This window comes from Aeromonas sp. 19NY04SH05-1 (assembly GCF_040581895.1).
GTDB classification, from domain to species: Bacteria; Pseudomonadota; Gammaproteobacteria; order Enterobacterales; family Aeromonadaceae; genus Aeromonas; species Aeromonas enteropelogenes.
Genome location: NZ_CP095328.1, coordinates 2,758,077 through 2,778,644, shown reverse-complemented (window position 1 = coordinate 2,778,644; position 20,568 = coordinate 2,758,077). Strand labels below are relative to the sequence as shown.

Here is a 20,568-nt window from a genome sequence, read left to right as displayed (position 1 = left end):
AGCTAAAACCGCGAATGATTTTTTTTTAAAAGATGTTTTACGCAAATAAAAAATGATAGAGAGATTGATAGGAGTGGAATAGCATAATAATAGCCATTTACTGGCATGTTTAAAGTGGCTAAAGCAGCAAGATAAGCAGTGCCTCCTGCTATCAAACCCATTGATAATGCTCTATCTTGGGACGATTTATTGATGTAGGTATGTGATATAATTGCATTTATTACAAGGATGGATAAAAATGGTCGTTTCCATGTGAAGAACCAAACTCTTGAAATATATTCGGCTACGTTCGGTTTAACCGATATATTCATATATGTTGAACTTTGTGCTGGGCCTGCCAATACGAAAAGGTAATATCCTAGTAAAAAAAACAATCCTGATAGAAAAATTCCAGCCTCAGCAGCTACATTGTGTCCTAATTTAAGATTAATACATTTTTCGTGTCGTAAGACATTGTAGAACCAATGTGTAACGGCAAACGCAATAGCAAAGGAAAACATAGGCTCCTTATAGTATAAGGATAACCCGAATGCAATCACGGAGCCATACAATGCTATTATATTGGCGTGAGCTGAGTATTTCTTTAAGAAACAGAGAGCAATCAACAGAAAAAATATAGCATTTCGTTCAGGGATAACCAAGTTTACCATTGGAATGCTAGCTGAAAGCCAATAGGTTAAACAGATGGCAAACATTCTTACATATATGTTGGCTGGCTTTATTATATAATCCACGCACCAAATAAAAACCACCAACTGACAAAATGGAAGAATGTACAATGGCCATAGCTCTCCCCCAAACATTGATGGATATAAGTAATTGAACTCTAAGTGGCCGAGAGGGAAAAATCGTCCATTCCATATCTGTGGATTAATAGGTTCATTTAAATATGATATTTCATCAAGATGCCCGATGCTAATTGGCGAAAATGCAATCCATGACCAACAAACTACTAAGCATGCCATCACAATATAAAACAATATGTATTTATGAATGGCTTGTTTGTGATTTATAGAAGGAGTTTCTATATTGTCTCTAACATTGTTGTAATGGTAGATTATATGAGATATGAAAACTGATGCACTAATGCTAATTGCGATATATACAAGCACATTATATATTGTTGGTGATATAGGGCCGAACATAAATAAACCTTCAGTGACATTTAATGCGTTACTTTAACATTATGGATGAAGGCAGGCCACGGAAAATTCATTCGATGGTCTGCTGATATCAGGTATTTGGTCGGTTGATAGAGCTTATTGAGCCGTTTGGCTGTGCCTAGGTTAGCTAGGTCGGGAAACGAAAAACTGGACACCCACCTTTTTGTTAATCGTGGTAGCAGGACCAGTCACAGCGCTAAATTTCTGTTTCCGGCAGTGTACCAGCGTTCGGCATGGCCCGGCGTTGTTTCCCAAATCAGCCAGCAAGTCATGACTTCGCCAGCCCCAGGTGACCGCTACACTCGGGGCTGTTTGACAGGTAGTTCCAGGGTATTCAGTTTGTTTATGGCGCTGACATACGCCATGACTTCTCCCACCTGGCCATTGTAGTTACGCAGACTGATTTTCCCCGCCAGCAACTGTTTGAAGCGATACATCGCCGTCTCTGCCAGCGAGCGACGGTGATACCCCGATATCTTCTTCCAGTGCGCCAGCCCTTCCTTGCGCATCACCAGGGCGTTGTTGCCCAAATCAGCCAGCAAGTCATGACTTCCCCAGCCCTGGGTAACCGCTACACTCGGGACTTTCTGACAGGCAGACCCAGGGTATTGAGTTTGTTTATGGCGCTTACATACGCCATGACTTCTCCCACTTGGCTGTTGTAGTTACGCAGACTGATTTTCCCCGCCAGCAACTGCTTGAAGCGATACATCGCCGTCTCTGCCAGCGAGCGACGGTGATACCCCGATATCTTCTTCCAGTGTGCCAGCCCTTCCTTGCGCATCACCAGCACAGCGTCATTTCTTGGGTGTCCCTTTTTCCATAACCCCGCGCTCTTGCGAGGCGGGATACAGGCTGTCGCCCCTTTGCGCGAGATAAGCTGATGGCTGGCTTTGCTGTCATAAGCTCCATCCGCATAAACATGTCCCAGCTTACGCCGCAGAGGGTTGAGCAAGGTGGGCAACACCTCGGCATCATGGACATTTTCCAGCGAGACTTCCGCCGCCACGATATCGTGGGTCACCGGGTCCACCGCCAGATGCAACTTGCGCCAGACTCGCCGTTTCTCAGCGCCGTGTTTTCTGACCTTCCACTCGCCTTCACCAAACACCTTCAGCCCGGTTGAGTCGATAACCAAGTCGGTAATGCGTCCCTTTGAGGGCTGCCGATAGGCCACTATCACCGTGCGGGCACGCTTGCAGACACAACTGTAATCGGGGGCACAAAGCGGTACGTTCATCAACTCGAACAGGGAGTCGAGTAGTCCCTGGGTTGCTCGCAAAGTGAGGTTGAAAATCCCCTTGAGCATCAGGAAAGTGGCGATGGTTTGGTCGGTGTAGAGCTGGCTACGGCCCCGCCGTCCATGATGGTCGTGGTGAAACCAGTTGCTCATGGCATCGGCATCAACCCAGAAGGTGAGTGAACCACGATTAATCAAAGACTTGTTGTATTTAGGCCAGTTGGTGATGGGGTGAAGCGACGTGCCCATGATGCAGATTTGAAGAGGATGGTGGTGATCAGATCACCAAGTCCTCAGTTAGTTCCATTCAAGCTGCATCGATTTGGGCAACAACGCCCATATTTGGTCCACACGGAGTTTTTCTAGCTTACTTCCGGCAGATCTTCGAGCGCCACTTCGAGGTTAATTGTTGTTGGTGTAGCCGCTGTTGTTGATGTTGTACACAACCCTGGCGGCCTCGTTGATCTGCGGTTTGAATCCCCTGACTGTGGTACCACTCGGCAATTCCTGTTCCGACTTTGGCTTCTTCTTGCGTTTGCGCTTGACGGTAGAGCCCTCGGTAGTGGTCTTCTTCTGGTCGTGGTGCTAGTTGGCCACGACGCTGGTGTAAGCCTCACAGTCAGCGACGGCGAAGCGGTGCTGGTCGCCGTTCTAGCGTGGGATGGTGACGGAGGGGAGAGCTCCTTGCCCCGCCCGATAAAGAGCAGGCGGCCCAACTTGATGGTGATCAGGGCGCCACATTGACCTGCCAGCCGAGTGAGGAAGTCGGGAGCGCTTTCGTTCTGCTGGTCGATGTGGTCGATCTGAATGCCCTTGAAGCGTTTGGCGCAGGCTGGGGTGGGACTGTGGCGCTGGCATCAACGTGCTGCCGACGGTTAGCTGGTGATAGCTGGTCTGGCGCAGCTGGTAGAAGTTGGCGCTAAGATCGGTCGCCTTGCCCTGAATGCCATAGTGCACTGGTGCCTGTTTGTATGCCATCTCGCCGCTCGGCTAGGGTCAGTTTAAACGTCAGCAAGCAATCGTATGGTGTTCGTTTCACTCCTTGTCCCATCAGGGTTTCCGTATATTCGGGGTAAAGGTATAAACCATATTCAGGACGGGACACACAGCTGTAAAAAAGGCCTCGTGATGAGGCCTTTTTGCTGGGCGAGAGCCGGCGTTATACCACCAGACTCATGCCGGGGATCTGGCGCCAGTACCCATTGCAGTCACGATCCTGCTGCAGGGGCAGGGGGGCCTCTCCCTGCTGATTGGCCTTGAAGCGGGCCAGCATGTCCAGAGTATCCATGCCCTGGGGAGAGAGCCTGACCACATCCACCAGATCCGCCATGCTCGCCAGATCGTTGCCCAGGTTGTAGCAGTAGCCGGACTGGGTCTGGATCCCGTTGAGGTTGAACACCCGCTGCCCCTCGCGACTGTTGGCCAGACGACCGGTAGGGTAGTGAATGCAGGCGAGCTCGCAGTTGTCCTTGGGTTTGTCGAGGGAGCGGGCGGTGAAGCAGCGAGCCGAGTAGGCCAGTGGCAGATGGCCGTAGGCAAACACCTCTACCTCAAACTGCTGGCGCATGGCGCCCAGATCCTGGTTGAGTTGCACCAGCCAGTCGCGCGACAGCTCCACCGGCATCACCCAGCGTTTCATCCCCTGTTTGAGCAGCATGCCGAGCACATCTGCGTTGTAGGCGTTGATGGCCGGACCGCATACAAACGGCAGACCCGCTTCCCGGGCAAGCTGGACAGTGCCGAGATCGTTGGCCTCGACCATCAGGCCGCCATTGTCGACCAGCCGCTTGACCTCTTTGAGCTCGGAAGGGGCCGAAATGAGCGCCAGGGTAGAGAGCACCACCTGCTTGCCAGAATCAGCCACCTGATGGGCAAGCGCGATCCAGTCATCCACCTTGAGTTCGCGACGCTTGCTGCAGACGGTTTCTCCCAGATAGATGATATCGGCGTCGCTCCTGGCCGCAGCCTGATAAAAAGCTTCGGTGTCGGCCTTGGGCCAGTAAAAGAGCAGGGGCCCTAAAGAGAATTGCATTAGTTGAGCTCCTTGTTGCCGCAAGAGAAAAGCAGGAAAGAGAAGGACATAGGGGACTCCTTATTGCCACTGGCGGTGATAGGCACCGAGCGTGGTCTGGCTTCCCTCGGAGACGCGGGCGAGCTGGGTATCCCATTCGCTCTTGACCTGGTAGGCATCTGGATTGGCCTGGTAGGCATCAATGGCGGCGCGCCAGACCCGGGTCACCTGCTCTACATAGGCAGGGCTGCGCTGGCGTCCCTCAATCTTGACCGACTGGATCCCGGTCTTGAAGAGCTCGGGCAAGAGGCCGAGGGTGTTGAGGCTGGTCGGCTCCTCCAGGGCGTGGTAAGTCTGGCCGTCCACCTCGAAGCGCCCCTTGCACAGGGTCGGATAGCCGGCGTTTTCACCCGGGCCGTAGCGGTCTATCAACACCTCGTTGAGGCGCGATTCGAGGCCGTTTGGTGTTTCTTCCCAACGCACAAACTTGGCCGGTGAGCAGGCGCCGACCGTGTTGGGACTCTCGCCCGTCATGTAGGAAGAGAGGTAACAACGCCCTTCGGCCATGATGCAGAGACTGCCGAAGGCAAAGACTTCGAGGCCGACATCGGTCTCGCGGGCCAGTTGCTTGACCTGATGCATGGAGAGCACCCGGGGCAGAACGACCCGTTTGGCATTGAACTGTTGCTGATAGAAGCGGATGGCAGCGGCATTGGTGGCGCTGGCCTGTACCGAGACATGCAGTTCCATCTCCGGGTAGCGACGGCTGGCATAATCAAGCACAGCCAGATCGGCGATGATCAGGGCATCGGCGCCAAGCGCCACGCCGCGATCCACCGCCTGCTTCCACCTGGCATCGGCCCCCGGGTGGGCGAAGGTATTGATGGCGATATGCAGTTTCCGACCATGCTGGTGCACATAATCAACCGCCTTCTCAAGTTTGCTGTCGGTGAAGTTCAGACCGGCAAAGTGGCGGGCATTGGTGTCGTCCTTGAAGCCGATATAAACGGCATCAGCCCCGTTATCTACGGCGGTTTTCAGTGCCGGCAAGCTGCCTGCCGGACAGAGTAATTCCATTAGTACGCTCCGAGGGTGCATATGAAGGGCAAATAGGCCCTGATTGTATTCATCGGCATGGCGCTGCTTTTTGACCTGAGGCAGTTTTCGGTGGCTTTACCCTTCTAGAGGTAACTCGGCAGAAGTTTGATTTCCCACAGGATCTGATGGGGAGGCATATGGTTGAATGCGCAAAAAAGGGAGTCCATCGTGTTTCAAAAATTGCATCTTGGTCTGGTAGAGCAGGCCCCCCGTTTCTTGCGTCATCCCCTCAAACTGGTGCCCTTCAATCTGCAAAAGCAGGTAATGGAGAGCCTGCTAGCACGGGTATTCAAGGAGGCCATTGAGGATGGCGACTTCGAATTTCTGGCTGGCAAGTGGCTTAAGGTGGAAGTATCCGATCTCGAGCTGTGCTGGTTCATCAGCGAGCAGAAGGGTCAACTGGTTGTGGCGCGCGACTGCGAAAAAGTGGATGTCTGCTTCAGCGGCACTACCAATGACCTCATCCTGATCGCCGGACGCAAGGAAGACCCGGATTCGCTCTTCTTCCAGCGCAAGCTGAAAATTGAAGGTGATACGGAATTGGGTCTGGAAGTGAAAAACCTGATGGATAGTCTGGATCTCGATGGTCTGCCGAGCCTGATGAAGTATCCCTTGATGGACTTGGCGACCTTTATCGAGCGTGCCCGCAACGGGTCAGTTCAGACTGCGATGCAGGCGACGCCGGGCGGGATCCCGTCTTAAGTGGGCTGTCGCCCCGCAGACGTGATGACGGTAGCGGTGCCGGGCCCAAAGACAACGGCATGCCCACAGACAGGGGAGCAATGCAAGCGAGGCAAAGGGGGCGGGTTGCTGCGATATCAGCAGCCCCAAGGCAAGCCAGATAAAGGGTTGTGCCTCGTAGAGCCACTCCGGTTGCAACCAGCGTTTGTCTGGAAAGATGATGAGGTCGGTACGGCGATAACTGGAGCGCATCATCCAGGTGATCGCCCCGACGATAAACAGCAGACAACCTGCAAACCACAGCAGAGGCTGCTCGCTCAAGGTGATCATGACAATGGCCATCAGCAAATAGAGGCTGGGCAGTCTCTCATAGATATACGGGGGAAGCATGGCTGTGGCACTCCTGCGCTGTTAATCGCTTATCCTTCAAGTTTAGTCATCTCTCACGTTTGCCTCATGCTGGTTTGTTATACAAACTGTCGCGTTAGTGCTGAAATGGCGTTCCTTTAACGGTGCCAAAATAGCGCTCTCTTATGTTATAATTGCGCGCCATTTTTCACCGAAGATTGACTGGGCATGTTGGATCAGATTCGTATTGTTTTGGTAAACACCTCTCATACCGGCAACATGGGCTCTGCGGCACGCGCCATGAAGACCATGGGTTTGACCCAGATGGTGCTGGTTGATCCGCAAGCCTTGCCGGATGGCAATGCCAATGCATTGGCGGCCGGTGCCAGCGATATACTCGCCAATGCCCGAGTCGTCTCTACCCTGGATGAAGCCATCGCCGATTGTGGTCTGGTCATCGGTACCAGTGCCCGTTCTCGCACCCTGAGTTGGCCCATGCTGGATCCTCGCGAGGCAGGTGAAAAAACCGTGGCGGAAGGGGTTAGGCATCCGGTGGCGCTGGTATTTGGCCGTGAACGCACCGGCCTGACCAACGATGAGTTGCAAAAGTGTCACTACCATGTGGCGATCCCGGCCAACCCTGAGTACAGCTCCCTCAACCTGGCCATGGCGGTGCAGACCCTCTGCTATGAGGTGCGTATGCACTGGCTGCAGTCGCAGGAACAAGCCGCTGAAACTGACGGTGTGCAAGATTACCCGAGTGCGGCCCAGCTCGAAGGTTTTTACCAGCATCTGGAGCAGACCCTGCTCAAGACCGGTTTTATCACTGAAGATCACCCGGGGCACGTGATGAGCAAGTTGCGTCGTCTCTTCAATCGGGCCCGACCGGAAGCGGTGGAACTCAATATCCTGCGGGGAATTTTGACCTCGGTCCAGAAATCGGGCGTCATCGATTAATCCCGACTAATTTACTCAACCATATACTTGACTGATTTTGTCGGGTATGTGACCATGTGCCCATTAATTGCTTCGCAAGACGGTAAGGCACATGAGACTGACTTCAAAAGGACGTTACGCTGTAACCGCCATGCTCGACGTGGCGCTGCATGCTGAGCAGGGGCCCGTTCCCCTTGCCGATATTTCCGAGCGCCAGGGCATCTCCTTGTCCTATCTCGAGCAACTGTTTGCCCGCCTGCGCAAGCATGGCCTGGTGAGCAGCGTGCGTGGCCCGGGTGGCGGTTATCGCCTCGGTCTGGCGCCAGACGAGATCTCGGTTGGCCAGGTGATCACCGCAGTTGACGAGTCGGTCGACGCGACCAAATGCCTGGGCAAGGGTGGCTGCCACGGTGGTACCCAGTGCCTGACTCACTCCCTGTGGCGGGACTTGAGCGAGCGGATCTCCAGTTTCCTTGGGGATATCACCCTGGCCGAACTGGTTTGCCAGGCCGATGTGCGCCGGATTGCCGGCAAGCAAGATGAACAGATGAAAACTGCGTTGTCCCTGGTTGAACGGGCGGAACGCGGCGATGTGAGCTTGAAAGTCCAACTATAAACGTGCTTTCCACAGCGGGGCGATGTATGACCCGAACTGTGACGGAGAAAAACATGAAATTGCCTATTTACCTTGATTATTCGGCAACCTGTCCGGTGGACCCGCGTGTCGCAGAAAAAATGATGCAGTGTCTGACCATGGATGGCCTGTTTGGCAATCCGGCTTCCCGTTCTCACCGTTTTGGCTGGCAGGCCGAAGAGGCGGTGGATCTGGCCCGTAATCAAGTGGCAGAGCTGATCGGCGCCGACCCGCGCGAAATCGTCTTCACTTCCGGTGCGACCGAGTCTGACAACCTGGCCATCAAGGGCGTCGCCCACTTCTATGCCAGCAAGGGCAAGCACATCATCACCTCCAAGACCGAACACAAGGCTGTGCTGGACACCTGCCGCCAACTGGAGCGCGAAGGGTTCGAAGTGACCTACCTCGAGCCGATGCCGAACGGTCTGTTCACCCTCGAGATGATCGAAAATGCCATGCGCGACGACACCATTCTGGTCAGCATGATGCACGTGAATAACGAGATTGGTGTCATCCAGGACATCAAGGGACTGGGTGAGCTGTGCCGTTCACGCAAGATCCTGCTGCATGTAGATGCCGCCCAGAGCGTGGGCAAGGTCGAGATCGACGTCGAAGCGATGAAGATCGATCTGCTTTCTCTCTCCGCTCACAAGATCTATGGCCCGAAAGGGATCGGTGCTCTGTACGTGCGCCGCAAGCCGCGTGTGCGTATCGAAGCCCAGATGCACGGTGGTGGTCACGAGCGCGGCATGCGTTCCGGCACCCTGGCAACTCACCAGATCGTCGGCATGGGTGAAGCCTTCCGTATCGCCAAGGAAGAGATGGCCAGCGAAGGTCAGCGTGTGATGGCTCTGCGTCAGCGCCTGTGGGATGGCCTCAAGGACATCGAAGCCGTCTACCTGAATGGTGACCTCGAGCAGCGTGTTTCCGGCAACCTCAACGTCAGCTTTGCCTATGTGGAAGGGGAATCCCTCATCATGGCGTTGAAAGATCTGGCGGTCTCTTCCGGTTCTGCCTGTACTTCCGCCAGCCTGGAGCCCTCCTATGTGCTGCGTGCCCTGGGTCTGAATGACGAGCTGGCTCACAGCTCTATCCGCTTCAGCATCGGTCGCTTCACCACAGAAGAAGAGATCGACTACGCGGTCAAGCTTATTCGTGACTCCATCGGTCGCCTGCGTGAGATGTCTCCCCTGTGGGAGATGTACAAGGACGGCGTCGATCTGAACACGGTCGAATGGGCTCATCACTGATCTCGATGATCGGTGAACAACAGAATTAGCAGGAGTGAGATATGGCTTACAGTGAAAAAGTAATCGACCACTACGAAAATCCCCGCAACGTAGGTGGCTTCGACAAGAACGATCCCAGCATCGCTACCGGCATGGTCGGTGCGCCGGCCTGTGGTGACGTGATGAAACTGCAGTTGAAGATCAGTGACGATGGCATCATCGAAGATGCCAAGTTCAAGACCTACGGTTGTGGCTCCGCCATCGCTTCCAGCTCCCTGGTGACCGAATGGGTCAAGGGCAAGACTCTGGACGAAGCGGCCGGCATCAAGAATACCGACATCGCGGAAGAGCTGGCCCTGCCGCCGGTGAAGATCCACTGCTCCATCCTGGCCGAGGATGCCATCAAGGCGGCCATCGCCGATTACAAGCAGAAGAAAGGTCTTTAAGCGCCGGAGAGCAGTATGGCTATTACCATGACAGATGCCGCAGCGGCACGGGTTTCTTCTTTCTTGGCAAACCGGGGCAAGGGAATTGGCCTGCGCCTCGGCGTCAAGACCACCGGCTGCTCCGGCCTTGCCTACGTGCTCGAGTTCGTCGATGAACTGGCTGATGAAGATCAGGTATTCGAGCAGCATGGCGTCAAGATTATTGTCGATGCCAAGAGCTTGATCCATCTGGATGGCACCGAGCTGGATTTCGTCAAGGAAGGCCTCAACGAAGGCTTCAAGTTCAACAACCCCAACGTCAAGGGCGAGTGTGGTTGTGGCGAAAGCTTCAGTGTCTAAGAGGTTGGCATGAACCATTTCGAGCTGTTTGGGCTGGTTGAAGGCTTCGAGCTCGATACCCGCCAGCTGGCCGACACCTATCGCCAGCTGCAAACCCAGTTTCACCCCGATCGTTTTGCCACTGCTCCCGAGCGGGAGCAGCTGGCTGCGGTGCAGCGTGCCGCCCAGATCAACGATGCCTTCACGACCCTCAAGGCGCCTCTGCGCCGTGCAGAATATCTGCTCTCCCTGCGTGGCACCGATATTCGCGGCGAACAGCAAACCCTGCAAGACACGGCCTTCCTGATGCAACAGCTGGAGTGGCGCGAACGCTTGGCCGATCTGAAAGGCGAGGCCGACCCTGAGCGCGCCATCAAGGATTTTCGCCACGAGATCAGGCATGATCACCAGCTGCTGATGCAGCAGCTGACCCGCATGCTCGCCGATGGCGAGGATCTCGGGGCCGCAGATTGCGTTCGCAAACTCAAGTTTGTCGACAAGCTCCTTGAGGAGCTGGAACGATTCGAAGACTCGCTGCTCGAGTCTTGATCCCTTAACGCTGGAAGTTTGATTACCCATGGCATTACTGCAAATCGCCGAGCCCGGCCAGAGCGCCGTTCCTCATCAGCACAAGCGTGCCGTCGGCATCGACCTTGGAACCACCAACTCGCTGGTCGCCGCCGTGCGCAGCGGCCACGCCGATACCCTCAGTGACGAGCAAGGTCGCGATCTTCTCCCGTCCGTCGTGCACTATCAGGCCGACGGGATCCGGGTTGGCTTCGACGCCAAGCGCGAAGCGGCCCTCGATCCCCACAACACCATCGTCTCGGTCAAGCGGATGATGGGTAAGGCGCTGGCCGACATCGACACCCGCCAGCAGCCTTATGAATTTGTGGCTGCCGACAACGGCATGCCCCAGTTGCAGACCCGTCAGGGGTTGGTCAATCCGGTGCAGGTGTCGGCCGAGATCCTGAAAAAACTGGCCGAGCGCGGCGCCCAGACCCTGGGCGGCGATCTGGATGGTGTGGTGATCACAGTGCCCGCCTATTTCGACGATGCCCAGCGCCAGGGCACCAAGGATGCGGCCAGACTGGCCGGTCTGCACGTGTTGCGCCTGCTCAACGAACCGACTGCGGCTGCTATTGCCTATGGCCTCGACTCCGGTCAGGAAGGGGTGATCGCCGTGTACGATCTCGGGGGCGGTACTTTCGATATATCCATCCTGCGCTTGCACCGCGGCGTGTTTGAAGTGATGGCCACCGGTGGTGACTCCGCCCTCGGCGGCGATGACTTCGACCACCTGCTGGCTGACTGGATCAAGGGGCAGGCTGGTTTGTCCGGCGAGCTGGATGCCCGTCTGCAGCGGGAGCTGTTGGATGTGGCCGCTGCCGTCAAGCACGGTCTGACCGATGCTGATGCCGTGCCTTGCGCCTTTGCCGGCTGGCAGGGGGAGGTGACGCGCAGCCAGTTTGACGAGCTCATTACCCCGCTGGTCAAACGGACCCTGCTGGCCTGCCGCCGCGCGCTGCGCGATGCGGGGCTTGAGCAGGTGGAAGTGTTGGAGGTGGTGATGGTGGGGGGCTCCACCCGGGTTCCGCTGGTGCGCGAACTGGTGGGCGAGTTCTTCGAGCGTACCCCGCTGACCAGCATCGATCCTGACAAGGTGGTGGCCATCGGTGCCGCCATCCAGGCCGATATTCTGGTGGGCAACAAGCCGGATGCCGAGATGCTGCTGCTGGACGTCATCCCGCTCTCTCTCGGTCTTGAGACCATGGGCGGCCTTGCCGAGAAGGTGATCCCGCGCAATACCACCATTCCGGTGGCCCGCGCCCAGGAGTTCACTACTTTCAAGGATGGCCAGACCGCGATGGCAATTCACGTGGTGCAAGGGGAGCGCGAGCTGGTTGCTGATTGCCGTTCCCTGGCCCGTTTCACCCTGACCGGCATTCCGCCGATGGCGGCGGGGGCCGCCCACATTCGCGTCACCTTCCAGGTGGATGCGGATGGCCTGCTTTCGGTCAGCGCCATGGAGAAATCCTCCGGTGTGCAGGCCGAGATCCAGGTCAAACCCTCCTACGGGCTGGCGGAAGAGGACATTCTCTCCATGCTGAGCGCCTCCATCGAGAACGCCCAGCAGGACATGGAGGCCCGCATGCTGGCCGAGCAGCAGGTTGAGGCAGATCGTGTGGTCGAGAGCCTCAATGCTGCCCTGGCTGCCGATGGTGAGGCGTTGCTGAACGCGGACGAGCGTGCCGAGATCGACGGGGCAATCGCCCATCTGCTGGCCATGCGCCAGTCGGGCTCCACCAATCAAATCAAAGAGGCCATTGAGGCGGCAGATGCTGCCAGTGGCGAATTTGCAGCCCGCCGGATGGATGCCTCCATCCGCAAGGTGCTGACCGGACAAAACGTCAACAAGGTGTAATATGCCAAAACTGATCATTCTTCCTCACCCCGTGCTCTGTCCGGATGGCGCTGCCCTTGAGGGGCAAAGCGGCGAGACCATCCTGGATGTGGCGCTGCGCAACGGCATCGAGATCGAGCACGCCTGCGAGAAATCCTGTGCCTGCACCACTTGCCACTGCGTGGTGCGGGAAGGTTTTGACTCCCTCGAGCCGAGTGACGAGCTGGAAGACGACATGCTGGACAAGGCGTGGGGACTGGAGCCGGAATCCCGTCTCAGTTGCCAGGCCAAGCTGGCGGACGAGGATCTGGTGGTGGAGCTGCCCAAGTACACCCTGAACCTCGCCTCCGAGCGTCATTAATCGGACATGAGTGAATTGCACATGCAGCAACCTGTGGTGCATCAGTGATATGGTGAAGGCCGTGACCCGTGAGGGCACGGCCTTTTTTGTATTCGTGATTTCCCTTTGGCCATGACAAGCGCCAATAAACAGTGCCAGTGAAGAAGGAAGCAAGAAAAGATGGCTGACATGATGAAGGTAGGGTTGTCCACCCAGGCTGCGGCCGCTCACTGGGGCGAGGGTGCCCTGCTCAGTTTCAACGGTGACGGTGCGTTGATCCATCTCGATCCTGTGTGCCAGGAAAACGAGGTGCTGCGTGCCATTCAACGTGCCGCCCGTCGCCTTGAATCGACAGGGATCAAGCGCATCACACTGGCCGGCGGTGGCTGGGATCTGGAGCGTCGTTACGCGTTTGCTCAGGGTTTCTACGCCGCCAAGGGGGAGCGGGAACTCGACTTTGGTGAGCAACCAGCAGAAGAAGCCCGCGAGCTGGAGGCCATGCAGAAGGCAACCCGCTGGGTGCGTGACGTCACCAATGGCTGCCCGGAGGAGATCTATCCCATGAGTCTGGCGGAGTCGGCGCTGCTGCTCATTCGCGGCCTGGCGGGAGACAAGGTGACCGCGCGTCTCACCGCTGGCGAGGCATTGAAAGAGTCGGGCCATATCGGGATCTGGTCGGTGGGCCGTGGCAGCGAGCGGGAACCCGTGTTGCTCGAGCTCGACTACAATCCGACCGGCCGTGACGATGCCCCAGTGGCGGCGGCCCTGGTGGGCAAGGGGATCACTTTTGACTCCGGCGGCTACTCCATGAAGTCCTCCGACAACATGTTGCCGATGAAATCCGACATGGGCGGCGCCGCCATGGTCACAGGGGCGTTGGCACTGGCCATCAGCCGCGGCCTTAACCAGCGGGTCAAGCTCATCCTCTGCTGCGCCGAGAACCTGGTTTCCGGCTACGCCTTCAAGCTCGGCGACATCCTCACTTACCGCAACGGTGTCTCGGTCGAGATCCAGAACACAGATGCGGAAGGCCGCCTGGTGCTTGCCGACGGGCTGCTGGTCGCCAGCGAGAGCGGCGCCGCTCACATTCTCGATGCCGCAACCCTGACCGGCGCTGCCAAGATGGCGCTGGGTCGCGATTACAATGCCGTGTTTGCCCTGAACGAGGCCGAGCAGCTGCGTGCGCTGGCCGCCGCCAAAGCTGAAAACGAGAAGGCCTGGCCATTGCCGCTGGAGTCCTGGCATGCAGGCCAACTTACCTCGGCGTTTGCCGATCTGGGCAATGTCGCCTCGGCGGAAGGAACGGCCGGCGCCACCACGGCGGCGGCGTTTTTGTCGCGTTTCGTGCGTGACGAAGGCAAGGGCTGGGTGCACCTGGATCTGGCCGCCTCCTATCAAAAAGCGGGCAACGATCTCTGGGCAACCGGTGCCAAGGGGCATGGTCTGCGCACCATCGCCCGCTGGTTGCAGGAGGTGAGTGTATGAACGTCTGGTTATGCCGTGACTTTGCCCCGGCCGAATGGGGGGAGGGGGCACTGCTCTCCCACCGCGCCGATGGCATGGTGATCCACTTGGTGAGCACAAGCCCCCAGATCGATATCCAGCAGGCGGCGCGCCGCCTCTGCCAGCAGGGGATCCAGAAAGTGACCCTGGCCGGTCACTGGGAACGTGAACAGCAGTGGGCCTTTGCCCAGGGCTTGCAGACCCCCAAGGCCGAGGTGCAACTGCAGTGGGCCATGTCGTCGGAAGAGGACAGGGAGGAACTGGAGGCACGCTGGTTGTGTGGTCGCTGGGTGCGCGAGATGACCAATGCTACCCCCGAGCAGCTGGGACCACTGGAACTGGCGGTGGAGGCAGCAGCCTTCATCACCGAGCTGGCGCCAGACAAGGTGAGCCACCGGATCCTCAAGGGGGCTGCCTTGCAGCAGGCGGGCTGGGTCGGCCTCTATCAGGTGGGGCGTGGCAGCGAGCGCGAACCCGTGTTGCTCGAACTCGACTTCAACCCGGGTCGGGATCCCAAGGCGCCGGTGGCGGCGGCCCTGGTGGGCAAGGGGATCACCTTCGACTCCGGTGGCTACTCCATGAAGAGCTCCGAGGGGATGCTCACCATGAAGTGCGACATGGGCGGGGCGGCCATCGTCACCGGTGCCCTGGCGCTGGCCATGCTGCGCGGGCTCGACAAGCGGGTGAAGCTTATCCTCTGCTGCGCCGAAAACCTGGTGTCGGGGCATGCCTACAAGCTGGGGGATATCCTCACCTACAAGAACGGTACCACGGTGGAAATCGTCAATACCGATGCCGAAGGGCGGCTGGTGCTGGCCGACGGCCTGCAGCTCGCGAGCGAGTCTGGAGCCCCGCTCATCATCGATGCGGCCACCCTGACCGGCGCCGCCGTGATGGCGCTGGGTGGGCGTTATAACGCCCTGTTTGGTCTGGACAAGCCGCTGGTGAGCCGGGCCATGGCCTATGCAGAGGCAGAACAGGAACCGGCCTGGCCGCTGCCGCTCGAGCCCTGGCATCGCCAGCAGTGTCCGTCTCATTACGCTGATACGGCCAACAGTCGTCCGGTCAAGGGGGGCGGGCCGGGTGGCGCCTCCAACGCGGCGGGCTTCCTCTCCCGTTTTGTGGCCAACGAGGGGACTGGCTGGCTTCATATCGATCTGGCCGCCTGCTTCAGCGACAACGGCGACGCCCTCTGGGCGCCGGGGGCCAATACCCTGGGGATGCGCACCATAGCGCACACCTTGCTGGCAGAGGCTTGCTAAACGAAAAGGGCGCCTTGGGCGCCCTTTTTCATGGTGCTGGAATAATGAGCAAAAGATGGCTTTTTAAGCGCTTCATAGGATTATCGTGCACAAGCGCACATATTTTCTGGCCTGGCTCGGCCAATATGGCCCTGATGTTGACTGCAAGAACGGTATTTTTAATGAAAAGTTGCCAAACTGTGTGTTTTTTGGGTTTTTGTTTACGTATAATCGCCAGCGAACATGGATTCTAACAATAAACCTCTGTAGTTAAGGAAAGATCTCAATGGCCATCGAACGTACTTTCTCTATCGTCAAGCCGGATGCTGTCAGCAAGAACTTGATCGGTGCCATCTACAACCGCTTCGAAAGCGCAGGCCTGAAAGTGGTTGCCGCCAAGATGCTGCACATGAGCAGCGAACAGGCCGCCGGTTTTTATGCCGAGCACCAGGGCAAGCCCTTCTATGACGGCCTGGTCAGCTTCATGACCTCGGGTCCTGTCATGGTGCAGGTGCTGGAAGGCGAAGATGCCATCCGCCGTCACCGTGAAATCATGGGCGCGACCAACCCGAAAGAGGCCCTGGCCGGTACCCTGCGTGCCTGCTATGCCGAAAGCATCGATCGCAACGCCGTTCACGGCTCCGATGCCCCGGCCTCTGCCGCCCGTGAAATTGCCTACTTCTTTTCCGATGACGAGATCTGCCCGCGCGGCTGATAAGGTCCGGGTGATATGACAAAGGGAGCCTCGGCTCCCTTTGTTGTTTTCGCCTCCGGCGCAATATCCCTCTATTCTCCAGGTAGAAAGCCAGACCCATAATTTGTACAATGCCGCCCCCTGACATCGTCAGCCAATAATTGATGAAGTGTTTGAACCGAGGCCATTGATGAGCGAAACAAAAATCAACCTGCTGGATCTTGATCGGGATGCCATGCGCGCTTTTTTCGTCGAACTGGGCGAGAAGCCATTCCGGGCAGATCAGGTCATGAAGTGGATCTATCACTTTGGTTGTGATGATTTCGATCAGATGACCAACGTCAACAAGGTGCTCAAGGAGCGCCTCAAGGCCATCGCCGAGATCAAGGCCCCCGAGATCAGCCGTGAGCAACGCTCCTCTGACGGCACCATCAAGTGGGCGCTGCAGGTAGGGGACCAGGAAGTGGAGACCGTCTACATTCCCGAAGACGATCGCGCCACCCTGTGCGTCTCCTCCCAGGTCGGCTGTGCGCTGGAATGCAAGTTCTGCTCCACCGCCCAGCAAGGCTTCAACCGCAACCTGAAAGTCTCCGAGATCATCGGCCAGGTGTGGCGTGCCGCCCGGGTTGTCGGTGGCAAACGCCCCATCACCAACGTGGTAATGATGGGGATGGGCGAGCCGCTGCTCAACCTGGCCAACGTGGTGCCCGCCATGCGTCTGATGATGGACGACTACGGCTTTGGCATCTCCAAGCGCCGGGTGACCATCTCCACCTCCGGGGTGGTGCCGGCGCTGGACATGCTGGGGGATCAGATCGACGTGGCCCTGGCCATCTCCCTGCATGCGCCCAATGACAAGCTGCGTTCCGAGATCATGCCGATCAACGATAAGTACAACATCGAAGACTTCCTCGCCGGGGTGCGCCGTTATCTGGCCAAATCCAACGCCAACGGCGGTCGGGTGACCGTGGAGTATGTGCTGCTCGATCATATCAATGACGATATGCAGCACGCCCACGAGCTGGCCAAGGTGCTGAAAGACACCCCGAGCAAGATCAACCTGATCCCGTTCAACCCCTTCCCGGGCAACCCTTACGGCAAGCCGAGCAACAGCCGTATCGATCGCTTCTCCAAGGTGCTGATGGAGTACGGTTTCACCGTGATCGTCCGCAAGACCCGTGGTGATGACATCGATGCCGCCTGTGGTCAGCTGGTGGGGGATGTGATCGACCGCACCAAGCGCACCATCAAAAATCGGATGCAACAGGATGGGATTTCCGTCAAAATGGTTTAATTGCTAAGCCATTGTATAGACAGGGAATGGATACACGTACATTGATCGTAGTGGCAGCGCTCTGTGCGCTGCCAGGCTGTGTGACCGAGACCACTTACGCTGGCCAGAATTCGACCCAGCGTGAAGTGGGCCCCGACCTCAAGGCGGCTGCCCAGACTCGCCTGGATTTGGGTATTCAATATCTGCGTCAAGGCAATGCCGAACAGGCCAAGTTCAACCTTGACCGCGCCCTCCAGTATGACCCCTCCAATCCCCAGGTTCAGATCGGCTTTGCCTACTTCTACCAGAAGGTGGGGGATTTCAAGGCGGCTGAAACCAGTTACAAGAATGCCCTGGCCATGGATCCGTCCAATGCTGACGCAATGAACAACTATGGCGCCTTCCTGTGCAACCGGGGGCGCTATGATGAGGCGGACAAGGCGTTCAACCAGGCGGTCACCCAGCCCGGGTACGTGAAAATAGCCGATACGTACGAGAATGCGGCGCTTTGTGCCCTGCAAAATCGCAGAAATGATAAAGCCGGCGAGTACTATCTTCTGGCCTTGGGGTATAATCCCCGCGATCCAAGGTTATTGCTGGACTTGGCCGAACTTTCCATGAAAGATGGCAAGCTACCTGACGTGCAGTCCTACCTCGCCCGTTTTGCCGATGTATCGGACGAAAACGAAGCGAGTCTCTGGTTGAGATTGCGGCTGGCGCAGGCCATGGACAAACCGGCATTACTTCACCAATTCGGGACTGAGCTGGTAAGGCAATATCCCACTTCGCAACAAGCCAAGCGTTACTTAGCCAATGACTATTGAACAGCAACACGATTTCCAAGACGACTCCCAGGCAGTGGGCCCAGGCCAGCTGCTGCGCAACGCCCGTGAACAGCTCGGATGGACACGAGAGCAGGTTGCGTCCCGCATTCATCTTCGTCTGACCCTGATTGCCGCCATTGAATCGGATACTTACGACAAGCACACGTCCCATACCTTTATCCGTGGCTATCTGCGTACCTATGCCAAGCTGGTCGGGATCCCCGAAGAGACCATATTGGCCGCTTACGACAAGCTGGGTCTGACGCCTCCCGACAACATCGACATGCAGAGCTTCTCCCGCCGTTCCCGCCAGCAAGCCAACGACAGTCGGCTCAAGGTGGTGACCTGGCTGGTGATCCTGGTGCTGATCGGCCTCTCCGTCGCCTGGTGGTGGCAGAGCACGGCCCGTCGCTCCGCAGGTGACGAAGCCCTCGCTGCCACCGAGATGAGCGCCTCAACCTCCGTCGCTGCCACAGACACTGTGCCGGGAACCGAGAGCCTGGCGCCGGTGACCGATGCAACTGAGCCTGCCATCGACGCTGCAGCGCCCGCTGCCGTCTCCGATGCGACCGGTACCCTGGCGCCGGAGGCGGCGGTCCTGCCTGAGGAAAATCCCAGCGCCGCCGTCAGCACCCAGGCTGAGAGCAGCACATCTGATGTGGCCGCGACCGACGAGAGCGCTGCGAGCGAGCCGGCCAGCGCGCCCCAGCTCAAGATGAGTTTTACCGCCGATTGCTGGCTGGATGTCAAGGATGCCAATGGCAAGACCCTGTATAGCGGTCTGAAGAAGGCAAACGACGAACTGGTGCTGGAAGGCGCCGAGCCGCTGAAATTGATCGTTGGCGCGCCCATGGCCGTCAAGCTCGAATACAAGGGCCAGTCGTTTGATATGAGTCGTTACAACAACGGCCGTACTGCCCGCTTCTCACTGCCGCAGGAGTAATCTCTCAGTCATGTCCGCTCACGAATCTCCCATTATTCGTCGTCAATCCCGGCAGATCATGGTCGGCAATGTGCCGGTTGGGGGCGATGCCCCCATCACGGTGCAGACCATGACCAACACCAAAACCACGGACGTGGCCGCCACCGTCGAGCAGATCCAGCGGATCGAACGGGTCGGTGCCGACATCGTCCGGGTCTCCGTGCCCACCATGGAGGCGGCGGAAGCCTTCAAACTCATCAAGCAGCAGACCCGCATTCCCATCGTCGCCGATATCCACTTCGACTACCGCATCGCCCTGAAAGTGGCCGAGTACGGTGCCGACTGCCTGCGCATCAACCCGGGCAACATCGGCAACGAGCAGCGGGTGCGTGCCGTGGTCGACTGCGCCCGCGACCTCAACATCCCGATCCGCATCGGGGTCAATGGCGGGTCGCTGGAGAAGGATATCCAGGAGAAGTACGGCGAACCGACCCCGGAGGCGCTGGTGGAATCCGCCATGCGTCATGTGGATTATCTGACCCGACTCGACTTCCAGAACTTCAAGGTGAGCGTCAAGGCCTCCGATGTGTTCCTCGCGGTCGGCGCCTATCGTCTGCTGGCCAAGCAGATCGAGCAGCCGCTGCACCTTGGTATCACTGAGGCGGGCGGTTTCCGTGCCGGTGCGGTCAAATCCGCCATCGGCCTTGGCATGCTGCTGAGCGAGGGCATTGGCGATACCCTGCGCATCTCGCTGGCCGCCGATCCGGTGGAAGAGATCAAGGTGGGCTTCGATATCCTCAAGTCCCTGCGTATCCGCTCCCGTGGCATCAACTTTATCGCCTGTCCCTCCTGCTCCCGTCAGGAGTTCGACGTCATTGGCACGGTCAACGAGCTCGAGCAGCGTCTCGAGGACATCATCACACCGATGGATGTCTCCATCATCGGCTGCGTGGTGAATGGTCCGGGGGAGGCGCTGGTTTCCGATCTGGGGCTGGCCGGGGCGGCCAACAAGAGCGCCTTCTACGAGGGGGGCCAACGGGTCGATCGGCTCGACAACAAGGATCTGATCCCGACTCTGGAGCGTCGCATTCGCGCCCGGGCGGCCATGCTGGATCCTGCCAACCAGATCCTGCTGGACAAGGATTGAGCGAAACGGGGCCACATTCGGTGGCCCCGTGTCCAGGTGACTGATTTTACATCCCGCATCCGGATTCCCTGATTTTACCTCGGGGGTGAAAATCCCTATAATGCGGCCAAATTTTA

The 20,568-nt window shown here is 57.6% G+C and carries 21 protein-coding genes and 1 pseudogene; 16 read left to right on the top strand and 6 right to left on the bottom strand.

Annotated elements, in window-relative coordinates; translation table 11 throughout:
- Positions 1 to 2 precede the first annotated feature (2 nt).
- The 5 genes and pseudogenes from MRK42_RS12685 to MRK42_RS12665 form a co-directional block, all read right to left on the bottom strand.
- Positions 3 to 1,145, bottom strand: a complete 1,143-nt coding sequence (locus MRK42_RS12685; RefSeq protein WP_354688270.1) for a hypothetical protein — start codon at positions 1,143 to 1,145, stop codon at positions 3 to 5.
- 314 nt (positions 1,146 to 1,459) lie between these two features.
- A pseudogene (locus MRK42_RS12680) lies at positions 1,460 to 1,678 on the bottom strand (IS5/IS1182 family transposase); the annotation flags it as partial.
- 56 nt (positions 1,679 to 1,734) lie between these two features.
- Entirely contained in the window at positions 1,735 to 2,652 is a 918-nt protein-coding gene (locus MRK42_RS12675) for an IS5 family transposase (RefSeq protein ID WP_338610283.1), read from the bottom strand.
- A 910-nt stretch (positions 2,653 to 3,562) separates the two neighbouring features.
- Positions 3,563 to 4,435, bottom strand: a complete 873-nt coding sequence (locus tag MRK42_RS12670) for a U32 family peptidase (RefSeq protein WP_338610280.1) — start codon at positions 4,433 to 4,435, stop codon at positions 3,563 to 3,565.
- Positions 4,436 to 4,495: 60 nt separating this feature from the next.
- A complete protein-coding gene (locus MRK42_RS12665; RefSeq protein ID WP_042071754.1) occupies positions 4,496 to 5,491 on the bottom strand; it encodes a peptidase U32 family protein in 996 nt (331 codons plus the stop codon).
- A gap of 189 nt (positions 5,492 to 5,680) precedes the next feature.
- Here MRK42_RS12665 and MRK42_RS12660 point away from each other — a divergent pair, with 189 nt between their 5' ends.
- Entirely contained in the window at positions 5,681 to 6,214 is a 534-nt protein-coding gene (locus MRK42_RS12660; RefSeq protein WP_042025951.1) for an SCP2 domain-containing protein, read from the top strand.
- Here MRK42_RS12660 and MRK42_RS12655 read toward each other — a convergent pair.
- Positions 6,167 to 6,583 carry a hypothetical protein gene (locus MRK42_RS12655; protein ID WP_026457687.1) on the bottom strand — a complete coding sequence of 139 codons (417 nt, stop codon included), beginning with the start codon at positions 6,581 to 6,583 and terminating at the stop codon, positions 6,167 to 6,169. The two genes, MRK42_RS12660 and MRK42_RS12655, sit on opposite strands and share 48 nt — an antisense overlap.
- A 186-nt stretch (positions 6,584 to 6,769) precedes the next feature.
- On the opposite strand from MRK42_RS12655, the gene trmJ reads away from it, so the two are divergent.
- The 15 genes from trmJ (at position 6,770) to ispG (ending at position 20,452) form a co-directional block, all read left to right on the top strand.
- Positions 6,770 to 7,498 carry a tRNA (cytosine(32)/uridine(32)-2'-O)-methyltransferase TrmJ gene (trmJ, locus tag MRK42_RS12650; protein WP_338610276.1) on the top strand — a complete coding sequence of 243 codons (729 nt, stop codon included), beginning with the start codon at positions 6,770 to 6,772 and terminating at the stop codon, positions 7,496 to 7,498.
- A 91-nt stretch (positions 7,499 to 7,589) separates the two neighbouring features.
- Entirely contained in the window at positions 7,590 to 8,093 is a 504-nt protein-coding gene (gene iscR / locus MRK42_RS12645) for a Fe-S cluster assembly transcriptional regulator IscR (protein ID WP_026457689.1), read from the top strand.
- Positions 8,094 to 8,146: 53 nt separating this feature from the next.
- Positions 8,147 to 9,361: an IscS subfamily cysteine desulfurase gene (locus tag MRK42_RS12640; protein WP_042025954.1), complete on the top strand. Its 1,215-nt coding sequence runs from the start codon at positions 8,147 to 8,149 to the stop codon at positions 9,359 to 9,361.
- A gap of 41 nt (positions 9,362 to 9,402) precedes the next feature.
- Positions 9,403 to 9,786, top strand: coding sequence for a Fe-S cluster assembly scaffold IscU (gene iscU, locus MRK42_RS12635; RefSeq protein ID WP_005299770.1), 384 nt, complete (start codon positions 9,403 to 9,405; stop codon positions 9,784 to 9,786).
- Positions 9,787 to 9,801: 15 nt separating this feature from the next.
- On the top strand, positions 9,802 to 10,125 hold the full coding sequence (gene iscA, locus MRK42_RS12630; protein WP_026457929.1) for an iron-sulfur cluster assembly protein IscA: 324 nt from the start codon (positions 9,802 to 9,804) through the stop codon (positions 10,123 to 10,125).
- Positions 10,126 to 10,134: 9 nt separating this feature from the next.
- Positions 10,135 to 10,653, top strand: a complete 519-nt coding sequence (gene hscB, locus MRK42_RS12625) for a co-chaperone HscB (RefSeq protein WP_042071746.1) — start codon at positions 10,135 to 10,137, stop codon at positions 10,651 to 10,653.
- Positions 10,654 to 10,681: 28 nt separating this feature from the next.
- Positions 10,682 to 12,529 carry a Fe-S protein assembly chaperone HscA gene (gene hscA / locus MRK42_RS12620; RefSeq protein ID WP_042025956.1) on the top strand — a complete coding sequence of 616 codons (1,848 nt, stop codon included), beginning with the start codon at positions 10,682 to 10,684 and terminating at the stop codon, positions 12,527 to 12,529.
- 1 nt (position 12,530) lies between these two features.
- A complete protein-coding gene (gene fdx / locus MRK42_RS12615; protein ID WP_005333808.1) occupies positions 12,531 to 12,869 on the top strand; it encodes an ISC system 2Fe-2S type ferredoxin in 339 nt (112 codons plus the stop codon).
- A gap of 159 nt (positions 12,870 to 13,028) precedes the next feature.
- Entirely contained in the window at positions 13,029 to 14,333 is a 1,305-nt protein-coding gene (gene pepB / locus MRK42_RS12610; RefSeq protein ID WP_338610270.1) for an aminopeptidase PepB, read from the top strand.
- Positions 14,330 to 15,613 carry an aminopeptidase PepB gene (gene pepB, locus MRK42_RS12605; RefSeq protein ID WP_338610268.1) on the top strand — a complete coding sequence of 428 codons (1,284 nt, stop codon included), beginning with the start codon at positions 14,330 to 14,332 and terminating at the stop codon, positions 15,611 to 15,613. Before pepB (MRK42_RS12610) ends, pepB (MRK42_RS12605) begins: the two co-directional genes overlap by 4 nt.
- A 265-nt stretch (positions 15,614 to 15,878) precedes the next feature.
- On the top strand, positions 15,879 to 16,307 hold the full coding sequence (gene ndk, locus MRK42_RS12600) for a nucleoside-diphosphate kinase (protein WP_026457648.1): 429 nt from the start codon (positions 15,879 to 15,881) through the stop codon (positions 16,305 to 16,307).
- A 169-nt stretch (positions 16,308 to 16,476) separates the two neighbouring features.
- Positions 16,477 to 17,580: a bifunctional tRNA (adenosine(37)-C2)-methyltransferase TrmG/ribosomal RNA large subunit methyltransferase RlmN gene (locus MRK42_RS12595; protein WP_042025961.1), complete on the top strand. Its 1,104-nt coding sequence runs from the start codon at positions 16,477 to 16,479 to the stop codon at positions 17,578 to 17,580.
- An 11-nt stretch (positions 17,581 to 17,591) separates the two neighbouring features.
- The gene (tapF, locus tag MRK42_RS12590; protein ID WP_338610265.1) at positions 17,592 to 18,383 is read left to right on the top strand and encodes a PilW family type IVa pilus biogenesis/stability lipoprotein TapF; all 792 of its coding nucleotides are present in this window, start codon (positions 17,592 to 17,594) and stop codon (positions 18,381 to 18,383) included.
- A complete protein-coding gene (gene rodZ, locus MRK42_RS12585) occupies positions 18,373 to 19,326 on the top strand; it encodes a cytoskeleton protein RodZ (protein ID WP_338610263.1) in 954 nt (317 codons plus the stop codon). The genes tapF and rodZ overlap by 11 nt, the downstream gene beginning before the upstream one ends.
- A 10-nt stretch (positions 19,327 to 19,336) precedes the next feature.
- On the top strand, positions 19,337 to 20,452 hold the full coding sequence (gene ispG / locus MRK42_RS12580; protein ID WP_042025965.1) for a flavodoxin-dependent (E)-4-hydroxy-3-methylbut-2-enyl-diphosphate synthase: 1,116 nt from the start codon (positions 19,337 to 19,339) through the stop codon (positions 20,450 to 20,452).
- Positions 20,453 to 20,568: the final 116 nt, after the last annotated feature.